General features: G+C 74.3%; 16 protein-coding genes. 10 read left to right on the top strand and 6 right to left on the bottom strand.

Going from position 1 to position 18,594, the window contains the following annotated elements; genetic code table 11:
• Positions 1-71: 71 nt before the first annotated feature.
• Entirely contained in the window at positions 72-941 is an 870-nt protein-coding gene (locus OIM89_RS12475) for a protein phosphatase 2C domain-containing protein (protein WP_030697224.1), read from the top strand.
• On the top strand, positions 938-2,509 hold the full coding sequence (locus OIM89_RS12470; RefSeq protein ID WP_264491265.1) for a DUF4189 domain-containing protein: 1,572 nt from the start codon (positions 938-940) through the stop codon (positions 2,507-2,509). The genes OIM89_RS12475 and OIM89_RS12470 overlap by 4 nt, the downstream gene beginning before the upstream one ends.
• Before the next feature lie 293 nt (positions 2,510-2,802).
• On the opposite strand, the gene OIM89_RS12465 is transcribed toward OIM89_RS12470, so the two are convergent.
• A complete protein-coding gene (locus tag OIM89_RS12465; protein ID WP_257204466.1) occupies positions 2,803-3,489 on the bottom strand; it encodes a hypothetical protein in 687 nt (228 codons plus the stop codon).
• Between the two features lie 226 nt (positions 3,490-3,715).
• Here OIM89_RS12465 and OIM89_RS12460 point away from each other — a divergent pair, with 226 nt between their 5' ends.
• Positions 3,716-4,429 (top strand): copper homeostasis protein CutC, encoded by a 714-nt coding sequence (locus OIM89_RS12460; protein ID WP_151168517.1) that lies wholly within the window; start codon positions 3,716-3,718, stop codon positions 4,427-4,429.
• Positions 4,430-4,509: 80 nt separating this feature from the next.
• The gene (locus tag OIM89_RS12455) at positions 4,510-4,989 is read left to right on the top strand and encodes a hypothetical protein (RefSeq protein ID WP_226964225.1); all 480 of its coding nucleotides are present in this window, start codon (positions 4,510-4,512) and stop codon (positions 4,987-4,989) included.
• Positions 4,990-5,401: 412 nt separating this feature from the next.
• Here OIM89_RS12455 and bla2a read toward each other — a convergent pair whose 3' ends face one another.
• Together bla2a and OIM89_RS12440 are read right to left on the bottom strand one after the other, a co-directional pair.
• Positions 5,402-6,340, bottom strand: a complete 939-nt coding sequence (gene bla2a / locus OIM89_RS12445; RefSeq protein ID WP_030699302.1) for an Exo family class A beta-lactamase — start codon at positions 6,338-6,340, stop codon at positions 5,402-5,404.
• A gap of 161 nt (positions 6,341-6,501) precedes the next feature.
• On the bottom strand, positions 6,502-8,616 hold the full coding sequence (locus tag OIM89_RS12440) for a HelD family protein (protein ID WP_217466858.1): 2,115 nt from the start codon (positions 8,614-8,616) through the stop codon (positions 6,502-6,504).
• A 560-nt stretch (positions 8,617-9,176) separates the two neighbouring features.
• On the opposite strand from OIM89_RS12440, the gene OIM89_RS12435 reads away from it, so the two are divergent.
• Positions 9,177-10,361 carry a glycosyltransferase 87 family protein gene (locus OIM89_RS12435; protein ID WP_030699300.1) on the top strand — a complete coding sequence of 395 codons (1,185 nt, stop codon included), beginning with the start codon at positions 9,177-9,179 and terminating at the stop codon, positions 10,359-10,361.
• A gap of 25 nt (positions 10,362-10,386) precedes the next feature.
• Here the strand turns inward: OIM89_RS12435 and OIM89_RS12430 are convergent, their stop codons facing one another.
• Complete coding sequence (locus OIM89_RS12430; RefSeq protein ID WP_047470894.1) at positions 10,387-11,133, bottom strand: TetR/AcrR family transcriptional regulator; 747 nt, start codon at positions 11,131-11,133, stop codon at positions 10,387-10,389.
• 179 nt (positions 11,134-11,312) lie between these two features.
• Between OIM89_RS12430 and OIM89_RS12425 the strand changes: the two genes are divergently transcribed.
• A complete protein-coding gene (locus tag OIM89_RS12425; protein WP_052231122.1) occupies positions 11,313-12,833 on the top strand; it encodes an MFS transporter in 1,521 nt (506 codons plus the stop codon).
• A 408-nt stretch (positions 12,834-13,241) separates the two neighbouring features.
• Here OIM89_RS12425 and OIM89_RS12420 read toward each other — a convergent pair whose 3' ends face one another.
• Complete coding sequence (locus OIM89_RS12420) at positions 13,242-14,738, bottom strand: glutamate--cysteine ligase (protein WP_264491264.1); 1,497 nt, start codon at positions 14,736-14,738, stop codon at positions 13,242-13,244.
• Positions 14,739-14,943: 205 nt separating this feature from the next.
• On the opposite strand from OIM89_RS12420, the gene OIM89_RS12415 reads away from it, so the two are divergent.
• From OIM89_RS12415 to OIM89_RS12400, 4 genes are all read left to right on the top strand, one after another.
• Positions 14,944-15,378, top strand: coding sequence for a VOC family protein (locus OIM89_RS12415; RefSeq protein WP_030699296.1), 435 nt, complete (start codon positions 14,944-14,946; stop codon positions 15,376-15,378).
• A gap of 164 nt (positions 15,379-15,542) precedes the next feature.
• Positions 15,543-16,976, top strand: coding sequence for an AAA family ATPase (locus OIM89_RS12410; protein ID WP_229360039.1), 1,434 nt, complete (start codon positions 15,543-15,545; stop codon positions 16,974-16,976).
• A complete protein-coding gene (locus OIM89_RS12405; RefSeq protein ID WP_195730566.1) occupies positions 16,921-17,550 on the top strand; it encodes an RloB family protein in 630 nt (209 codons plus the stop codon). The genes OIM89_RS12410 and OIM89_RS12405 overlap by 56 nt, the downstream gene beginning before the upstream one ends.
• The gene (locus tag OIM89_RS12400) at positions 17,547-18,065 is read left to right on the top strand and encodes a GNAT family N-acetyltransferase (protein WP_229360038.1); all 519 of its coding nucleotides are present in this window, start codon (positions 17,547-17,549) and stop codon (positions 18,063-18,065) included. Before OIM89_RS12405 ends, OIM89_RS12400 begins: the two co-directional genes overlap by 4 nt.
• Here OIM89_RS12400 and OIM89_RS12395 read toward each other — a convergent pair.
• The gene (locus OIM89_RS12395; RefSeq protein ID WP_195730565.1) at positions 18,017-18,580 is read right to left on the bottom strand and encodes a GNAT family N-acetyltransferase; all 564 of its coding nucleotides are present in this window, start codon (positions 18,578-18,580) and stop codon (positions 18,017-18,019) included. The two genes, OIM89_RS12400 and OIM89_RS12395, sit on opposite strands and share 49 nt — an antisense overlap.
• Between the last annotated feature and the right edge of the window lie 14 nt (positions 18,581-18,594).

Genomic DNA, 18,594 nt, shown 5'->3' with positions numbered 1-18,594 from the left:
CCGTCATCCCGCCCAGACCCACGGCCCCGCCCACCGTCGGTCCTCCCGCGCCGCCCTGGCGGCGCCTCACGGTGGGGGAGCCCGGCCCCGGGTTCGAGGCGCGGCCACCGTCCGGCCCGTCCGCCCACGGCGTTCCCGACACCGAGTGCGACGGCTGGTCGACGCCGCGGTTCACCCTGCGTTTCGCCTCCGTCCGGGGCGCGAAACACCGCTACTACCGTCAGCCCCGCCAGGACGCCGCCCGCGCCGCCGTGCACGAACCCACCGGAAGCGTGGTGTTCGCCGTCGCCGACGGGGTGTCGAGCGCCTCGCACGCCGAAGTGGGCGCGGCCGAGGTCTGCCGCACGGTCGTCCGGCGCATGCTGGAGCTGCTGACCCGCCAGCCGGGCCCGGTGGACCTGCGCGAGGTCGCCCAGCACGCCGCCGCACGGCTGTGGGAGCTGGCCAGGGGGGAGGCGGGCGGCCGGGAGCCCGGACCGGGCGAGGTGACCGGCCGGTACGCGACGACGCTCGTCCTCGGAGTGGCGTACTCCGGCCCGGCCGGCAGCACCGTGGACATCGGCCGGATCGGCGACTCCGGGGCATGGCTGCTCGACCTCGCGGACGGCACGTACCAGGCGCTGTTCGAGACGAAGACCGGGGCGGACGTCCTCGTGGTGTCGAACGAGGTGCGTCCGCTGCCCCAGGTGCCGGACCCGCTGCCGTCCGCGGCCGTCCACCCGGTGCCCGGTCAGGCCCTGCTGATCGGCACCGACGGCTTCGGTGACCCCCTCGGTGACGGCGACGGGCAGGTCGGCGCCTTGTTCGCCGGGCACCTCGGCGCGCCGGAGCCGCCGTCGCCGCCGTGGCTCGCCCACCTCCTGGACTTCTCCCGGGCGACCTTCGACGACGACCGCACCCTCCTCGTGCTCTGGCCCCGCACCGCGGCGGTGGAGCCGTGACAGCCGGCGGGGTCCCCGTCGTCGACCACGGCACGCTCGCCCTGGGGAGGCGGCTCGGCCAGGGCGGACAGGGCACCGTGTACGAGGTGACCAACAAGAGGGTCACGCCCCCGCGGGGCGGCGGCTGGGACGCCGTCTACAAGGAGTACGCCCCGCCCGTGCTCTCCCAGCTCGACGTGGCCGCGCTGGAGACACTGGTGGGGCTGCCGGGCGCGTCGACAGCGGCGCAGGGGCAGTGGCTGTGCGAGCGAACGGCCTGGCCCGCCGCGGTGGTTCGCAGGCAGGGCGTCACCTGCGGTTTCCTGATGCGGGCCGTACCCGAACGCTTCACGTTCGACCTGCGGGGCCTGGGGAACACCGTGGTGGGGCGGCACCTGGCGAACCTGGAGTACCTGCTCAACGACGACGCCTACGTCGCAGGGATCGGGCTGGTCGTCAGCGACCGGGACAGGTTCCTGCTCATGGCGGACCTGGCGGAGACGCTCGACCGGTTCCACACCATGGGCGTCACCGTGGGCGATCTGTCCCCCAAGAACCTCCTCTTCACCACCGCTCCGCGCCCCGCCTGCTTCTTCATCGACTGCGACGCGGTGAGGCTGCGCGGCGCCACCGCGCTGCCCCAGGCCGAGACGCCCGACTGGGAGGTCCCCTCCGGAGAGCGGAAGGCGACCCCCGCGAGCGACGCGTACAAGCTGGCCCTGCTCGCCGTACGGCTGCTCGGGCGCCACCAGACCTCCACCGACCCGGCCGCCCTGGCCTCGTACGGTCCCGAGCTGGGCCGGCTGGCGCGTGCGGGCCTCGGCCACGATCCGGCGGCCAGGCCGGAACCGGGGCAGTGGACCGCACCGCTCAAGGCCGCGGGCAGGAGGGCGTCCACCAGACCCGCCCGGGGCAACGCGCGCCCGGGCCGGCCCCGTACCGGCGCTCCGCCTGGCGGCGTCGGCGCCGGCACCCCGCCGCCCCGCCGGGCCCAGGGCGTCGGGGTCGCTGTCGCCGTCGTCCTGGGCCTGGCGGCGCTGCTGGTCCTGGAGGCGCAGGACGACGACACCGCCTCGGCCCCCGGCGCCTCCGCGGGCGCCACCCCGGCCGTGTCGCCGACCACGGCCCGGCCCGCCCCCGCCCCGCCGGCGCCCGCCCCCACCCCGACCACGGTCCGCCCCGCCCCACCCCCGCCCCGGCCGGCCCCCACGCGCACGCGGACGACTCCGCCCCCGCCGCCGCCCAAGCCCAAGCCCCCGCCGCCCAAGCCTCCGCCGCCCAAGCCCCCGCCGCCCAAGCCCCCGCCGTCCTACTACGGGGCCATCGCGGTGAACACGGACGGCGTGGCCAAGAGAGCGTGGGACCACCGCACCCGGGACGCGGCGAGAGCGGCCGCGCTGAAGAGCTGCAACCGCAGCGACTGCAAGGTCCTGGTGACCTTCGTCAACAGCTGCGGGGCGGTCGCCTACAACCCCTCGACCCGCCGGTACCACGGGGGGAGCGGCGACAGCTCGGGCGCGGCCACCCGGGACGCCATCGCCCGTGCCGGCGGTGGCCGGTGGATCACCTGGGTGTGCACCACGCGGTAGTCCCGCCCACACGGGGGGACCGTCCGGAAGGGAGCCCCTCCCCTCGCCGGGGAGGTCCGCATCCTGGTGCGGTGTCTCGCCGTGGTGGTGGGCGGTGGCCGCCGCGCTGACCGCGGCCGGACTGGCCCTGCCCCTCGACGCCGTGACGGGGCTGGTGCTGCCCGCCGTCTGGATCTGGCCCGTACTTCCCGCTCCTCGCCCTGCTCCTGCTCGGCGCCACCTTCCTGGCCGCCGGGACCAGACGCCGCCTCACCACCTGACCGCCCGACGGCGGCCCGACCGCCCAACGGGGCCTACATCACCAGCAGATCCAGCTCCGTTCGCAGATTCTGCCGGGCCTGCTCCTCCCAGTGCCGGTGCCCGTACTCCGTGCGGAACAGCGCGGGCCGCTCCAGCATCTGGAGGAGCAGCTCGGCGCGGACGGCCCGGAAGGTCTCGCCCTCCACGAAGCCGTACTCGGTGCGCACCGCCGAGGCGTACGCCGCGTACTCCTCGGGGCTGCCGGCCAGCACCCCGAGGTCGGCGTCGCACAGGACGGCGCCGTTGCCGTCTGCGTCGGCCGGGTCGTGGCTGAGGGTGAGGCGGACCAGGCGGACCACCTCGGCCACGCGCCGTTCGTCCAGGCCCAGTTCGGCGAGGGCGCGTTCGGCGAGGCGGGCGCTGCGCTCCTCGTTGTTGTCCCGCTCGGGCAGGTACACCGCGTCGTGGAACCAGGCGGCCAGGCGCACCAGTTCGATGTCCTCGGCGTAGGAGTGCGCGGCCAGCAGGTCGATCCGGTCGAGCACCGCCGCAAGGTGCGCCACCGTGTGGTACGCCCGCTGCGGCTCGTCCCACCGGCCGAGCAGGTTCTCGGCGTAGGGCTCGGGCGCCGGACCCGCCACGTCCGGCCCGCGTACGGCGTCGACGGTGGCCACCCAGCGGGCGACCAGGGCGGGGCGGGGGTCGGCGGCCGGGACGGGCCCGGCGGATACGGAGGCCATGGCCCCATTGTGGCCGCCGGACCCGGCTCTGTCCGGAGTCACCCTGCCGTGGCGGCCTCGCGCCGCGTAGGGTGGTGCATTGGACTAGACCTATCGCGCCGCGTGCGGCACGTACTGGTCGGGTATGTCTGTATTGCCCATACTTGACACATTGCTCATCGTGTTGCCGGTCAGCGGGACAGGCAGCGGTGGTCGTCGGAACCGGCGGTCGGAATAGGGGTCACCCATGAACAAGCGCGCCCTCCTGGAGGTGATCGCCCTCGACGCACGGGACGCCGTCGCGGCGGCCGAAGGCGGAGCCGACCGGCTGGAACTGGTCACCGACATGGCGGCCGACGGCCTCACCCCCTCCCTCGCCACCTTCCGCGAGGTCCGGGCCGCCGTCCCGCTGCCCGTCCGGGTGATGCTCCGCGCCTCCGACGGCTTCTCCGCCGGTACCGCCGCCGACCTGCGCGCCCTCACCGAGACCGCCCGCGCCCTGCGCGACGCGGGCGCCGACGAGTTCGTCTTCGGCTTCCTCGACGAGACCGGCGGCCCCGACCTGCGCGCCCTCGACGCCCTCCTGGCCGTCCTCGCCGACCCGGCCCCGGCCCGCTGGACCTTCCACCGAGCCATCGACCGGGCCGCCTCCCGCGAATCCCTCCGCAAGCACCTCACCGACCTCCCCGGCCTCGACACCTACCTCACCGCCGGCTCCCCCACCGGCGTCACCGACGGCCTCCCCACCCTCCTCGCCGAGGCCGCCCTCACCCACACCGCCGAACCGGGCTACGAACCCGTCCTCATGGTCGGCGGCGGGCTGCATCTCACCCACCTCCCCGAACTGCTGGCCGCCGGCATCACGGCCTTCCACATCGGGGGAGCGGCGCGGCCGCAGGGGTGGGCGGGGCCGGTAGCGGCCTCGGCGGTGGGGGAGTGGCGGGGGGTGCTCGGGCGGTAGCGGCGGGCGGGGCGCCGCTTTCGGGTGAAGAAGGGCCTCGTCCGTAGCCGTCGGCGGACTTTCGAAGTACTTTCGAAGTCATGTCGACCGACGGTGCCTCCGTGCACTTCTCCGAGCTGGTGAACAGAAACCGGCGGACGCTCGCCCGGCTGGAGGGCTCCCGTAGCCTGCTGCTCCGGCGCCGCGACGGTGAGGACCTGGTCCTGACCACCGCGAGCCGCGCCGAGCAGGACCGCACGGTCGTCTCCGCCGCCACCCGCATGCTGCTGGCCATGGCCCGCCGTGGGCCCGGCAGCATGGAGCTCCTCCTCGATCTCCTGCCCGACGCCTTCCCCTGGGTGCGCTTCCTGCCGGAGACGGACCTCCACGCGTTCGCCGTCGAACTGGTCGACACGATGCGCGCTGCCGACTCCGTCGGCAACAACGCTTCCGTGGCCCAACTACTCGTCGAGTGGCAGCACACGGCAGAAGTGCATTCGGACCCAGAGCTGCTGGCCGCCCTCACCACGGATCACGGTGAGGACTACGGTCCGGTGCCGGACCCCAGGGAGGTCGCGTGACCCCCGGCCGGGGTGACCGGGCCGCCCCGCCCGCGCCGGAAGGGCACTGGGAGGTCCGGTTCGCGGATGCGGCCTCGGCCAAGGGCTGGGAAAGCCTCGCCCGGCAGGCTGGCGAGAACACGTACCGGGCATGGGTCCTTCTGCGTACGGAACCGTGCCCCGCGACGCCCACCCCTCGCCACCACAGGCTGAAGGGAGCTCTGGCGCACGGCACTTACCGAGGAAGACCCTGCGAGCAGTGGCAGATCGAGGTGACCGGGAGCGGCCGGATCTGGTATTTGCTCGACGTCTCCCGAGCCACGTGCTGGATCACCTACGCCGGTACGGGCCACCCTCGGGCAACGGACCGCTCGTGATGTGGGGCGGGCTCGCCAGTGGCCCCGCCCCACACCTCACTTCACCTCACCGCGCCTCACCCCAGCGTCTCCGCCAGCACCCGGGCCGCGTCCGCGACCAGGGCGTCGTCGCGGACGGCGTCCTGTTCGGTCTTGGCGGTGAGGACGGTCAGGACGATCGGGGGGCGGCCGGGGGGCCAGGTGACGCCCGCGTCGTTGTTGGTGCCGTAGCGGCCGGCGCCGGTCTTGTCGCCGAGGGTCCAGTCGTCCGGGAGGCCCGCGCGGAAGCGGTCGCCGCTGGTGGTGTTGGCGAGGAGCCAGCTGGTGAGCAGGCGGCGGTCGCGCGGGTTCAGGGCATCGCCGAGGACGAGGCGGCCGTAGGTGCGGGTGATGGCGCGCGGCGAGGTGGTGTCGGTGACGCGGCCGGGCTCGGCCGAGTTCAGCTCCGGCTCCCAGCGGTCGAGCCGGGTGACCCGGTCACCGAGCGAGCGGGCGAACCGGGTGACGGCGGCGGGCCCGCCCAGCTCGCGCAGCGTGAGGTTGGCGGCGCAGTTGTCGGAGGCGGTGATGGAGACCTTGCACAGCTCCTCGACGGTCATCCCGTTGGCCAGGTTCTCCGGCTTGCCCGTCTCAGGGGCGCCGTCGGCCTGCTCCACGTCGGCCTGCGTGTAGAAGATCCGGCGGGACAGGAACTCCCCGTCCCGGTCGAGGTCGCGCAGAACGGCCGCCGACGACAGCGTCTTGAACACCGAACACATCGGGAACAGCTCGTCGGCCCGGTACGCGACCGTCCGCCCGCTCCCGGTGTCGTACGCGTACACCCCGAGCCGCGCCCCACTGGCCCGCTCCAGCCCGGCGAGCCGCCGTTCGGCGTCGGATGCGGAACCGTGCCCGCGCCCCCGCCCGCCGGAGGAGGCGTGCGCGGTACCGGGTACGAGCGCGGCGGCGGCCAGGGCTGCGCCCGCCGTGGCGGTCAGCAGGGTGCGGCGGGAGGGACGGGAGGTGCTGGGGTGCACGGGGTGGTTCCTCTCGGTCAGGGGTGTGGGGGGACTCAGTGAAGGACGCCATGACCGGCGAGGGCGGTTTCAGCGGGGGACGCGAAATCGCCTGGTCGACCGTCGACCGTCGACCGTCGGCAGGGGCTGAGTCCCACAGCCTGGCCTCAGCCCCGTACCACTCACCCCAACTCCTCCGGCAACTCCCCTTCGTGCACCACAGTCAGCCCCGACACAGCCCGGGTAAGCCCCACGTACAACCGCCGCAACCCCGCCCCCCTGGTCGGCTCCGCCTCCACCACGGCGGCGGGCTCGGCCAGGACCACGTAGTCGTACTCCAACCCCTTGGCGAGCGAAGCCGGGACGAGGGTCAGTCGCGCGTCCGCCCGCGTCTCCTCACCCGGTGCCAGCGCCGGCAGCCCGGCCTCCGCCAGGGCTGCCCTCGCCGCCTCCACCAGCGGGTCGGGAACGATCAGCCCCGTCGACCCCTCGTGCGTGAGGGCCGCGTGGCACGCCTCCACCAAGCCCGGCAGCAAGGCGCCCTCCTCGACCCGCACCAGCCGCAGCGACCCCGGCGACTCGCGGACCGAGCGGACCTCAGCCAGACCGGGGGCGATGGCGGGGAGGAGGCGTGACGCGTAGGCGATGACCTCGCGGGGGACGCGGAAGCCGGCCGTGAGTTCTTCCACGTGGGCGTCGGGTTTGCCGAGGTGGTGGAGGGCTTCGGGCCAGGCGGGGGTGGCCCAGGCGGTGGTGCCCTGGGCGAGGTCGCCGAGGACGGTGGCGGAGCCGGTGGAGCAGCGGCGGCCCACGGCGCGGTACTGCATGGGGGAGAGGTCCTGGGCCTCGTCGAGGACGACGTGGCCGAGGGAGGGGGTGCGTTCGACCAGGTCGCGGGCCTCGTCGATGAGGACGGCGTCGGCGGCGGACCAGCGGGCCGACTTCACGCCCCGGTAGGGCTTGGGCCAGAGCAGGGCGGCGCGTTCCTCGTCGGTGAGCAGGTCCTCGGAGTGGGCGCGGAGGAAGTCGGCGTCGCCGAGCAGGCGCAGGACCAGCTTGGCCGGGTCGACAGGCGGCCACACCTCCTTGACCAGGGCTTTCACGGCGCGGTCGCGGGCCACGGCGTTCTGGACGCGGTCGTCGGGGGCCTCCCCGGCCTGTTCCATGCGGATCAGCACGGCGTGCGCGATGCGCTGGGGCAGGGCCTCGCGGGCGGCGCCGTAGCGGATGTCGCGGGCGAGGAGTTCCTCGATCAGGGTGGTGATCTCGTCGGCGGGGACGCGCCAGCGGCGGGAGCCGCGGACCACGACGAGGGATTCGGTGGGGCGCCCGACGTGGGAGCGCAGCGCGCGGCGCAGCACCTCGGCCATGCGGGCGTCGCCCTTGACGATCGCGGTCGGGGCCGGGTCGCTCCCGGTGACCGGGACGTGGGCGACGAGGGAGTCCACGGTGGCCTGGTGCACGGTCAGTTCGCCGAGAGCGGGCAGGACCTGCTCGATGTAGCGGAGGAAGGAGTCGTTCGGCCCGATGACGAGGGTGCCGGTGCGGGCCAGCCGCTCCCGGTGCGCGTAGAGCAGGTAGGCGACGCGGTGCAGGCCGACGGCGGTCTTGCCGGTGCCGGGGCCGCCCTGGACGCAGACGGTGCCGGACAGGCCGGAGCGGACGATCTCGTCCTGTTCGGGCTGGATGGTGGCGACGATGTCGCGCATGGGACCGACGCGGGGGCGTTCGATCTCCTGCTGGAGGAGGCGGCTGGTGGCCTCGGCGCCGTCGCCGGAGGCGGTCAGGTCCTCGTCCTCGTACGCGGTGATGTCGCCGCCGGTGTAGCCGAAGCGGCGGCGCAGCGCGACGTCCAGGGGGCTGGTACGGGACGCCTGGTAGAAGGGCTGCGAGACGGGGGCGCGCCAGTCGATGACCATGGGGTCGCCGGCCGGGTCGTGGACGTGGCGGCGGCCGATGTAGAAGCGTTCGGCGCGGTAGGGGCCGTCGGGGGCGGTGCCCTCCTCGTCGGCCGCGACCTCGCGGACGTAGTCGAGGCGGCCGAAGAAGAGCGGGGTGTGGGACAGGTCGGCGAGGGACTTGATCCGCTCCTCGATCTGGGCGTTGAGGACGGCGGCGTTGACCCAGTTCGCCGTGACGTCGGTGAGGTCGAGCGACTCGACGTCCTCGCGCATCGCCCGCAGCGCGGCCCGGGAGGCGGCCAGGTGGGCGCGTTCGCGGGCGAGCGGGTCGCCGCCGGGCGGGGCGTCGGCGGGGTGCGGGGTCGCGGGCTCGGGGGTGTCGTGCGGCGTGAGCACGGGCGCTTGCCTCCGTGGTGCGGTCTTCGTACGGGCATCGTGCGGGCACGCGGGCGGGGCGCACCGGGCCCGGGCGGAAGCGGGGCGGGGCGCGCGGCGAGGCGTGCCGGGTGTGTGAGGGTCGGTCCGCCGAGAGGGGCGGTCACTTCACGACGCGTCGGCCGGTTTCCGTCCGGCCGGCAGCGCTCCCCGGAGGGGAGGCGGGCAAGGCCGCAGATTGTAGGCGGGGGAGGGCGGTGGGGGCCAATGGATTTCCGGCGCCCGTGCGAGGAGCCCACGCGCACTCATGAGGAGCCCGCGAGCAGCTCATGAGGAGCCCGCGAGCAGCTCATGAGGAGCCCGCGAGGGACTTCGCGTACGTCCGTGCCCCGCGCCTCCTCCTTGCGACAGGCGTTCCCCCGGCCGCCCCCGGGGTCCTGCGGGCCGGGGCCGGTGCCCTGCGCCCGCCCGGCCGGAACCGTGCACGCCCGCTTGCCGGGGCGCCGAGATCCACTAGGGTCGCGCCCGTGACACACCTGGCAGTGATCAAAAGGTCACCCGGTGTACGACTGGCGGCCTGCGTGCTGGCGCTCTCGTTCACCGCGTTCGTCGTCCTGTGCCTGATCCAGCACATCGCGATGGCGGACACCCTCGTCTACCGCGCCGAGGGCCGTGCGGTCGTGACCGGCAGCGACCTCTACGGCTTCACCGTCACCGAGTGGGAGCTGCCGGCGACGTACCCGCCGTTCGCGGCGATCCTCTTCGTGCCGACCACCTGGCTGCCGATAACGGCGCTCAAGGTCTGCTTCATCCTCGGCAACACCGCGCTCCTCGCCCTCCTCGTCCACCTCTCCTGCCGCCTCGCCGGACGCGCCACCCGCGCCCCGTTCCTGCTCCTCGCGGTGGCGGTCGGCATCTGGCTGGAGCCGGTCTTCCAGACGCTGCTCTTCGGCCAGATCAACCTGGCCCTGGTCTGTCTCGTCCTGTGGGACCTGACCCGCCCGGCCGGCGCCCTCGGCAAGGGCTTCGCCCTCGGCGTCGCCACCGGCGTCAAGCTGACCCCCGGCATCTTCATCGTCCACCTGCTGATCACCGGCCGGGTCCGCGAGGGCCTGACCGCGCTGGCCTCCTTCACCGGCACCGTGCTGCTGGGCGCGCTGGTCCTGCCCTCGGCCACCGTCGACTTCTTCACCCGCCGCCTCTACGAGACGGGCCGCGTCGGCCTCGCCTGGATCGTGGACAACCAGTCCCTGCAAGGGCTGATCGCCCGCACCCTGCACACCGAACACCCGGGCCTGGCCTGGGCGGTGCCGACCGCCGTCACCGGGCTCGCCGGGCTGTGGCTGGGCCGCCGGCTGACCCGGCGGCTCGGCGTCGAGAGTCCCTGGCCGGTCCTGGTGACCGCCGTGACGGGCCTGCTCGTCTCGCCGATCAGCTGGTCGCACCACTGGGTGTGGTGCGTGCCGCTCCTCGTCGTCCTCCTGGCACGGGGCCGCACGGCCCTGGCCGCCGCCCTCACCGTGCTGTTCCTCGCCCGCCCGCACTGGCTCCTGCCCCACCAGGGCGACCTGGACCTCCATTTCCCCTGGTGGCAGCAGCCGTTGGGCGCGCCGTACCCGTTCCTGGGGCTCGGGCTGCTCGGGGCGGCCGTCTGGGCGGGGTACGGGCTGCGGGGGTACGGCGACAGCGGGGCGCGTGTGCCCCGGCAGGGCGGCCGGGGTGTGGGCAGCGGGGCCGGGGAGCCCGTGGGGGACCGGGCGGGGTAGGGGTCGGGGCGCCTCCCGGCCCGGGTCAGCCCGGCTCGGAAGCGCGCTCCAGCCGGGCTGTGATGTCCGCGAGGACGCTGCGGGCCAGCTCCTCGAACAGTTCGTCCGGCGTCGGCGCGGGGAGCCCGGCCGCCTCGGTGAGGCGGGGCAGGTCCAGTCCGGGGTGGGCGGCGGCCCAGCCGTCCGGAAGGGCGCCGGTCGCGTCCGCGTCCCCGGCGGTGCCCCGGTCGGCGGGGTGGTCGACGAGCAGGGTGAAGGCGAACATCCGCGTGGCCAGGTCGCTGTGGACGTACAGCGCGTCGCGCACGCCGAGCCCCGCGCCGCGCAACAGGCCGAGCAGCGCCTCCGGGTTCCTGAGGCGGTTGGGGTGGACGCCGGCCGGGGAGACCCGCTCGTCCAGGGAGACGAGGAGCGCGCGGGGGTGGCGCCGGTACAGGGCGCGCTGGTGCTCCAGGTAGGTCCGCAGCCCCTCCCGCCAGCGTCCGGGGTCGAGCGGAGGCACCTCCCACCGGGAGAGGAAGAGCGCGGCGGCGAGGTCCACCACCTCCTGGCGCTCGTCCACGTACCGGTAGAGCGCGCGGACGGTCACCCCCAGCTCCTCGGCCAGCCGCCGCATGGTGACCGCCGGGAACCCCTCGTCCCCCGCGATCTCCAGCGCCGCCTCCGCGATCAGCTCCCGGGTCAGCGTGGGGCGGCCCTTGCGTGTGGCGGGGCGGCGGCGCTTCGCGGGCGCAGGTGCGGGCGCGGGTTCGGGATCGGCGTCTGCTGGCATCCGGGCCAGCCTACCGAGGCCCACCGGACCCGGCCGCCCTGACCGCCCATCCTTGAAGTGCACGGTGCGTTGACTTTAAGCGCTGCAACCTTTTACGTTGGTGAGGTAACCCTTACTCCCCGTCGCCGCCCGGTCCCGCGCGGTGGCTCCGCCCTGCCGTGGAAGCGAAGGTGTCCGCCATGCCCCAGCCCCCGGAACAGCCGACCGGCGACCTCAACTCACCCACAGCCGAGCCGAGTTCGCGGGTGGCCGAGTCGTCCGCCCGTGCGGGCCGCGCCGTCCTCGCCCTGGTCGTCGCGGCCAGCTCGCTCGTCGTCATCGACATGACGATCGTCGCCATCGGCCTCCCCGACATCCGCCGGGACCTGGGCGGCAGCCTCGCCGACGTTCAGTGGGTGATGGTGGCGTACCTGATCACCATGGGCGCCGTCACCCAGGTGATGGGCAGCCTCTCCGACGCGGTCGGCAGGCGGCGCGTCTTCCTGCTCGGCGCGGCCCTGTTCACCGCCGCCTCGCTCGCCTGCGGGCTGGCGCCCGGGGTGTACGTCCTCGACGTGGCGCGGGCCGTGCAGGGGGTCGGCGGGGCGATCCTCATGGTCAACGCCCTGCCGCTGCTCTCCCACCAGTTCGAGGGCGAACGCCGCAACATGGCGATCTCCACCTGGGGCTCGGCCGCCACCGCCGTCGGCCTGCTGGCCCCGCTGCTCGGCGGCGTCCTGGTCGAGTGGCTGAGCTGGCGCGCCCTCTTCCTCGTCAACCTGCCCGTCGGTCTCGCCATCCTCGCCCTCGGCCTGCGCCACCTGCCCGCCGACACCCCCGCCCCCGGAGCCGTACGCACCGTCCGCTGGCCCGGCGCCCTGCTCCTCGTCGGCGCCCTCGGCCTCGCCAACTTCGCCCTGCTGCGAGGCGCCGGCCAGGGCTGGACCTCCGCCGCCACCCTGCTCCAGTCAGCCTCCGCCCTCGCCCTCCTCGCCCTCTTCCTCCGGGGCGAGTCCCGCGCCCGGTCGCCCCTGCTCGACCCCGCCCTCTTCCGCGCCCCGGCCTTCACCGGCGCTGCCCTCGCCGTCTTCATGTCCCGGGTGCTGACCATCGGCGGCACGGTCTACTTCGTCCAGTACTTCCACGACGCCCTGCACCTCGGCCCCGTCGCCACCGGCCTGCTCCTGGCCCCGGTCTTCCTCGCCCAGATGGCCGCCGGAATGGCGGGCGGCAAACTCCTCACCCGCTTCGCCCCCGGCCACGTCATCGCCACCGGTTACGCCTGCAAGGCCGTCGGCGCCGCCCTGCTCGGCCTCGCCTTCCCCTCCGCCGCCGTCGAGGCCCACCCCTGGCTGCTCGTCCTCCCCCTGCTGGTCTGGGGCACGGGCGGCGGAATCGCCGGGGCGCCCGTCATGGCCGTCGCCATGAACGTCACCGGCCGCGACCGCGCCGGAATGGTCTCCGGCACCATCACCAGCCTCGCCTCCATCGGCGCCGGCCTCGGCACCGCCGCCCTCGGCGTCCTCTACGCCTCCCGCCTCACCGGCGCCGGGTCCGCCACCGGGTCCGGCGCCACCCCGTCACCCGAGGCCGTCGCCACCGCCGCCGCGACCGTCCTGTACGCCTCCGCCGCCCTCGCCACCCTCACCCTGGCCGCCGTGCTGACCCTGATCAGCCCGCGCCACGCCCCGGCCCCGGCGCGGAAGGTCTTCCCGGGCTGACCCGTCCTGGCCCCGGACTCTTCGTGGCCGCCGGCAGACGGTGGGGAGGGCAGGGCTACCCGGGGCCCTCGAAGAACCCCAGCACGGACACCGCGCCGAAACATCCCACCGCCAAGTCCCGCCGCGCGGCCGTCCAGTAGACGCTGCCGTCGACGAGAGCGCCCCCGTACCACTGGGCCAGGAGGACCTGGTCCCGGCGCGGGGTGCCTCCCAGGGCCCGGACTGCTCCTCCACGGGCTGCCCCGAGACACGCGCCGCCTGCCGCGCGGAGGCCGTGAGCATGGGGGCTCGGCGGCCCGACAGTCGTGCGGCTCTGGTCACTCTGTGCCGCATTTTCGCCACCCCTCCCCGGAAGGCGTGATCATGACAGCCGCTCCCGTCGCCATCCAGGCCCGCCCCGCCCCAGGTCTACCGCGAACTCCCCGTCCGTCCCGGCCCCTTCGCCTTCCCCCGAACCCTCGCCTGCGGCGCCGGCCAGCTGTGAACCGGTGCCCCCGTCGAACTCAGCTCCAGATACCGGCGTACCGTCGCCCGGTCGTCCGCCCCCAGCGCCCGGTGCGTCCGCCGCTGCCAGTGGGCGCCCGAGCGGCCGGTCAGTACGCGCCCCTCGACCACCCCCAGCCACCGCTGCACCTCGTCGTCGGCCACCCCGGCGCCGGCCAGTCCGGCGGCCGCGCGGGGGAGCAGGGCGCGGACGAGGTCGCGGGCGGCGAGGCGGACCGGGGCGGAGGTGCCGGCGGGCCACCAGAGGCGGGCCGCCATGCCGTCGCGGGCGGCGGTGTAGAAGTTCTCGCGGGCCAGGGCGAAGGGGAGTTCGCCGCCGAGTTCGCGGGCGGCGCGGTCCAGGACGAGGCCGGTCAGCAGGGCGGTGTTGGCGACCATGTCGGCAGGGGTCGGGCCCGAGGGCAGGGCGCGCAGTTCGATGCGGAGGTGGCCGTCGCCGGCCGGGTCGTACACCGGGCGGTTCCACCACCACAGCGTGCCCAGGTGCAGGCGCAGCTCGTCCAGGGCGGGCGGGCCGCCCGGCCGCAGCGGCCGGTCCCAGTCGCCGTCCGAGCAGAGCGGCACCAGTGGCGCGTACCGGCGTACCGCCTCCTCGACCAGTTCCCGCACGCCCCCGCGCAGCCAGCCGTGGCCGAAACCGGAGCGCCGGTCGGCGGGGGCGACGCGGCGCCGGTGCTGGCCGAAGGCCTGCTCGTACCAGGGGATGCGGGACTCGTCCCAGGCCCGCCGGCCCAGCAGCAGCGGCGAGTTGGCGGCGACGGCGAGGACGGGGGCGGTCATCAGCTGGGCGGCGTTGTGGACGCGGGTGAACTCCTCGGGCCGTACGGTCAGATGGACCTGCCAGGAGCTGGCGGCGCCCTGCGCGCAGAACGTGTCGGAGCGCATCCGCAACCGCTGCTCCCCGCTGACCCGCAGCCCGCGCCCCGCCCGCCCGAGGGCGTCGTCGATCACCGCGTACCGGCCGCGCGGCGACATGTTGCGCCGGGTCAGGTCGGCCGGGCGCAGGGTCGGCAGCAGGCCCGCGCAGTACGGCTCGGCGCCGTGGGCGTCGCCCGCCCGGCGGACCGTGTCCAGCAGGGTGTCGGCCTCGTCGTGCAGGGCGGTGAAGGGGCGGGGGCGTAAGGGGACGGGGGTCAGGTTGGCCTCCAGGTTGTAGCGGTTGACCTCCAGGACGAGGCGGGGGTCGGCGGCGGCGCGGCGGACCTCCTCGTTCCGGTGGACGGGCACGCCGTCGCGCGTCACGAGGAACATCTCCAGCTCCGCGCCGAGCGTCGGCTCCCCGGCGCCGAACCCGGGCGAGGTGAGGAGCCCGTCGAGGAGGCCGAGCGAGGCCCGCAGCCGTGCCCGGAACCGTTCCCGGTCCTCGTCGGTGAAGTCGCGCTGGGGAAGATCACGTCCCATGGCCTGCTCCCGGCATGCGTCAGGGGCCGGTCACCCGGCTGCCGCCGGAACCGGCCGTCGTCTCGGAGGACCACAAGGGCCCGGCGTTGCTTGCCCGCCCGCGCCCGCCCCCACACCACGGGCGACGGCGGCTGGCCGGAACGGGTGCCTAGCCCGCCCCTAAACTGGTTGCGGGCAGCCCAGTTGACGCCCCTAAGCTGGCCGGATGGCATCGGTCAAGCAGGTCCAGATCACCTTCGACTGCGCGAGCCCTCAGCGCGTCGCCCGCTTCTGGAGCGAGGCACTCGGCTACGTCCTCCCGACCCCGCCCGAGGGCTACGCCTCCTGGGAGGCGTACGACGCGGAGCAGCCCCCCGAGGAGCGCGACTCCTGGTCGGCGTGCAGCGACCCCGAGGGCGTCGGCCCGCGCCTCTTCTTCCAGCGCGTCCCCGAGGGCAAGACCGTCAAGAACCGCGTCCACCTCGACATCCGCGCCGGCACCGGCCTCGTCGGCGACGAACGCCTCGCCGCCCTGGAGTCCGAGTGCGTACGCCTCGAAGCCCTCGGCGCGACCCGCGGCACCCTCCTCCTCGCCGACGAGGAGAACGAGTCCTGCCAGAACATGCAGGACGTGGAGGGGAACGAGTTCTGTTTGGACTGAGCAGCCACCGGACGGTACGCATGGCCTCCTGGCGCACCCGAAGATGTCGCCCAGGCCGCCTTCTCGGTGAAGTTCAGCCGTTTCGCGCTTGAAACGACAGGCGATGGTGCATGTTAGTGGTGACTCGCCGCCCCACCACGAACCGAACCAGGAGGCCCGCCGCCGTGCTGCTCCGCTTCCAGGTCACCAATCACGCGTCCATCCGGGACGAGCAGGAGATCTCCTTCATCGCGGACGCCAGCGCCCCGCACCGTGTGGAGACGCCCGTGCCCGCCTCCACGCACCGCGCGGTCCCGGTCGCCGCCGTGTACGGACCCAACGCCTCCGGCAAGTCCAATGTGCTCGACGCCCTGGACTGGACCGGCAAGGCGGTCCACCGGTCCTTCGCCCGCTGGACACCGGACCAGGGGATTCCGCGCCGGCCCTTCTCGCTCCGCCCGGACGCGCGCACCTACCCCAGTACGTACGAGATCGATTTCGTGGTCGGCGGGGTGCGGTACACCTACGGCTTCGAGGTGGACGACGAGAGAGTGCGCGAGGAGTGGCTCTTCTTCTATCCGGAGGGGAGCCGCCGGAAGCTCTACCAGCGTGTCACCGACGACGACGGCGAGTCCCGGATGAGCTTCGGGCGCTCGCTGACGGGCCGGCGCAAGGTCATCGCGGATCTTCTCCGCCCCAACAGCCTGTACCTGTCGGTCGCGGCGGCCCAGGGGCACGACCTGCTGGGCGAGGTGTATCGCTGGTTCAGCACCTCCCTGCGTTCGGCCACGGACCGGGACTTCGAGTCGCGACTCGGCTTCACCGTGGACCTGTACGGCGCGAGCGACAGCGACGAGCCCCCGGCGTACCGCGCCCCGCTCCAGCACCTGCTGGGCCTGGCGGACCTCGGTGTCAGCGGCCTGGCCGTCTCCGATCCGGACGAGAAGGCGGCCCAGGAGATCCACCAGATCGTCGGCGCCGTACGCGAGGCGGTGGGAGGCCGCGTGCGCGTGGACACCAGGTCTCCCCGGCGCGTGCAGGTCGAGCACCGGACGGAGGACGGCGTCCACCGCCTGAACCTGAACGAGGAGTCGAGCGGCACCCGGACCTGGATCGGCCTGCTCGGCCCCATCGTCACCACCCTCCGGGACGGGACGGTCCTGAGCGTGGACGAACTCGACGCCCGCCTCCACCCCCACCTCGCCGACGTCCTGGTAGGACTCTTCCAGTCCCCGGAGGTCAACCGCCGGGGCGCCCAACTCCTCTTCAGCACCCACGAGGCGTCCCTCCTCGGACGTAACGCACGCACGGAACTCCTCCGCGACCAGATCTGGTTCACCGAGAAGGACAGCCGCACTGGCGGCACCCTGGTGTTCCCGATGTCGGACTTCCAGGTCCGGCCGGACTCCACACAGAACTTGGAGAAGCGCTACCTGGAGGGGCGCTTCGGCGCGCTTCCCCACCTCGACGACGACCTGCTCGCGCGACTGGCCGACAGCCTGCACGAGTCCGGCCCCGGCGATGGGGCGGCACACCGGAACGACGACCACCACGGGGGGACGGATGGGCAGGGGGCGCTCACTCGCCAGAGGCAAGCCCAAGCGGCCGGAGCTGCCTAGGGTCCTGGTCTACTGCGAGGGCGAGGAGACCGAGGAGCAGTACTTCAAAGGGCTCAAAGCCGAGCTGCGCGGCATCGTCAACGTCCAGATCGGCTCGACGTCGGGCGAACCGGTCGGCCTGGTCAGGGATGCCGTCAAGCACCGGAACCGCGCCCCGGAGAGCTCCTCGGACCGCTACACCGCCTACGACGAGGTCTGGTGTGTCCTGGACGTGGAAGCGCCGAAGCCCCACCCCGGACTCAGCCAGGCCCTGGCCACGGCGCGTTCCGAGGGCATCAAGGTCGCGCTCAGCAATCCCTGCTTCGAACTGTGGCTGCTGCTCCACTTCCAGTTCGCCGGCGGCTACAGCACCTCGAAGCAGGCCCAGAAGCTCCTGGAACAGGGCGACCGGTGCGGCTACCGGGCCGACCGCAAACACCTGGACTACGAACGACTGCGTCCCCTCCACGGCGAGGCGTGCGCTCACGCGGAACGCCTGCGGGAGTCCGCACCGGGCATGGACGCCGTGAGCCGGAACCCCTGGACCGACGTGGACCTCCTCGTGGGGCCTCTGCTGCGGGCCAAGCGGAGGTGAAGGGCAGGACGGGCACCGCCCCCGCCTGGCGCCTCCGCCGCGCCACCCCCGCCGACGTCGGCCCCGCGGCAGAGCTGCGGGCCTTCGTGCTGCGGGAAGATCTGACGCGGCTCGGGCGGTACGACGCCGGGCGGGTGCGGCAGCGGCTGCTGGACGGGTTCGTGGCCGGGCACACCTGGGTGATCGAGGTGGGCGGGGAGTTCGCCGGGTGCGTGGCGTTGCGGCCGGAGGCGGACGGCGACGCCCGCTGCCTGGAGCACTTCTACCTGGACCCTCGGCTCCAGGGCGGCGGCATCGGTACGGCCGTCCTGCGCGAGCTGCTGGCGCGGTGCGACCGGGACGCCGTACGGGTCCGGCTCAACGTGCTCAGCGGGAGCCCGGCCCGGCGGCTGTACGAGCGGCACGGATTCACCCTGGAGAGTGAGGACGCGGTCGACGTGTTCCTGGTCCGGGAGCCCGGACCGCGTCAGCCCGACGCCTCGCGCAGGTCCAGCATGCAGAAGACCTTGTCGTAGCGACGCTCCCCGACCGCCACGAAGCCCGGCAGGCGGCCGTACTCCGTGAAGCCCAGCGAGCGGTACAGGCGCAGGGCGCCTTCGTTGTCGCCCCGGGCGTCCAGCGTCAGCACCTCCACCCCTGCCTCCCGGGCGTCGGCGACGAGTGCGGCCGTCAGCGCCCTGCCCACCCCCTGCCCGTGCGCGGCGGCGTCCACGGCCAGTTTCTCCAGGTCGGCGTGGGGCCGGTGGGTCGGCCGGGCGTACCGCAGCCAGTACCCGAGCCCCACCAGCCGCTCCCCGAGGTACGCGACCCGCAGCGCCCCGTCCCCGGCCCGGGCGGCGGCGCGCACCTCAGCGAGGAGTTCCGCCACCTCGTCCGGGGAAGGCGGCTCGACCCAGCCCAACGCCGCGCCGTCCCGCACCAGTTCGGCCAGCAGGCGGTGGGCCTGCGTCGCGAACCCGGGCTCCCGCGCGGGATCGGCGGCCAGCTCGGTGGCGTCCAGGAGGAGGGGCACGGTCTGCGGCCGGTTCATGGGCCCAGCCTAGA

Origin of the sequence: Streptomyces sp. BI87 (genome assembly GCF_025957665.1) — a bacterium.
GTDB lineage: Bacteria > Actinomycetota > Actinomycetes > Streptomycetales > Streptomycetaceae > Streptomyces > Streptomyces albidoflavus.
This window is presented reverse-complemented; position numbering and strand designations above follow the sequence as displayed.

Bases quoted from the DNA above. Each gene is read 5' to 3' on its own strand.
- OIM89_RS12465 (WP_257204466.1), bottom strand. From the start codon at position 3,489: ATGGCCTCCGTATCCGCCGGGCCCGTCCCGGCCGCCGACCCCCGCCCC.
- OIM89_RS12460 (WP_151168517.1), top strand. From the start codon at position 3,716: ATGAACAAGCGCGCCCTCCTGGAGGTGATCGCCCTCGACGCACGGGAC.
- OIM89_RS12455 (WP_226964225.1), top strand. From the start codon at position 4,510: ATGTCGACCGACGGTGCCTCCGTGCACTTCTCCGAGCTGGTGAACAGA.
- OIM89_RS12430 (WP_047470894.1), bottom strand. From the start codon at position 11,133: ATGCCAGCAGACGCCGATCCCGAACCCGCGCCCGCACCTGCGCCCGCG.
- OIM89_RS12425 (WP_052231122.1), top strand. From the start codon at position 11,313: ATGCCCCAGCCCCCGGAACAGCCGACCGGCGACCTCAACTCACCCACA.
- OIM89_RS12420 (WP_264491264.1), bottom strand. From the start codon at position 14,738: ATGGGACGTGATCTTCCCCAGCGCGACTTCACCGACGAGGACCGGGAA.
- OIM89_RS12415 (WP_030699296.1), top strand. From the start codon at position 14,944: ATGGCATCGGTCAAGCAGGTCCAGATCACCTTCGACTGCGCGAGCCCT.
- OIM89_RS12405 (WP_195730566.1), top strand. From the start codon at position 16,921: ATGGGCAGGGGGCGCTCACTCGCCAGAGGCAAGCCCAAGCGGCCGGAG.
- OIM89_RS12395 (WP_195730565.1), bottom strand. From the start codon at position 18,580: ATGAACCGGCCGCAGACCGTGCCCCTCCTCCTGGACGCCACCGAGCTG.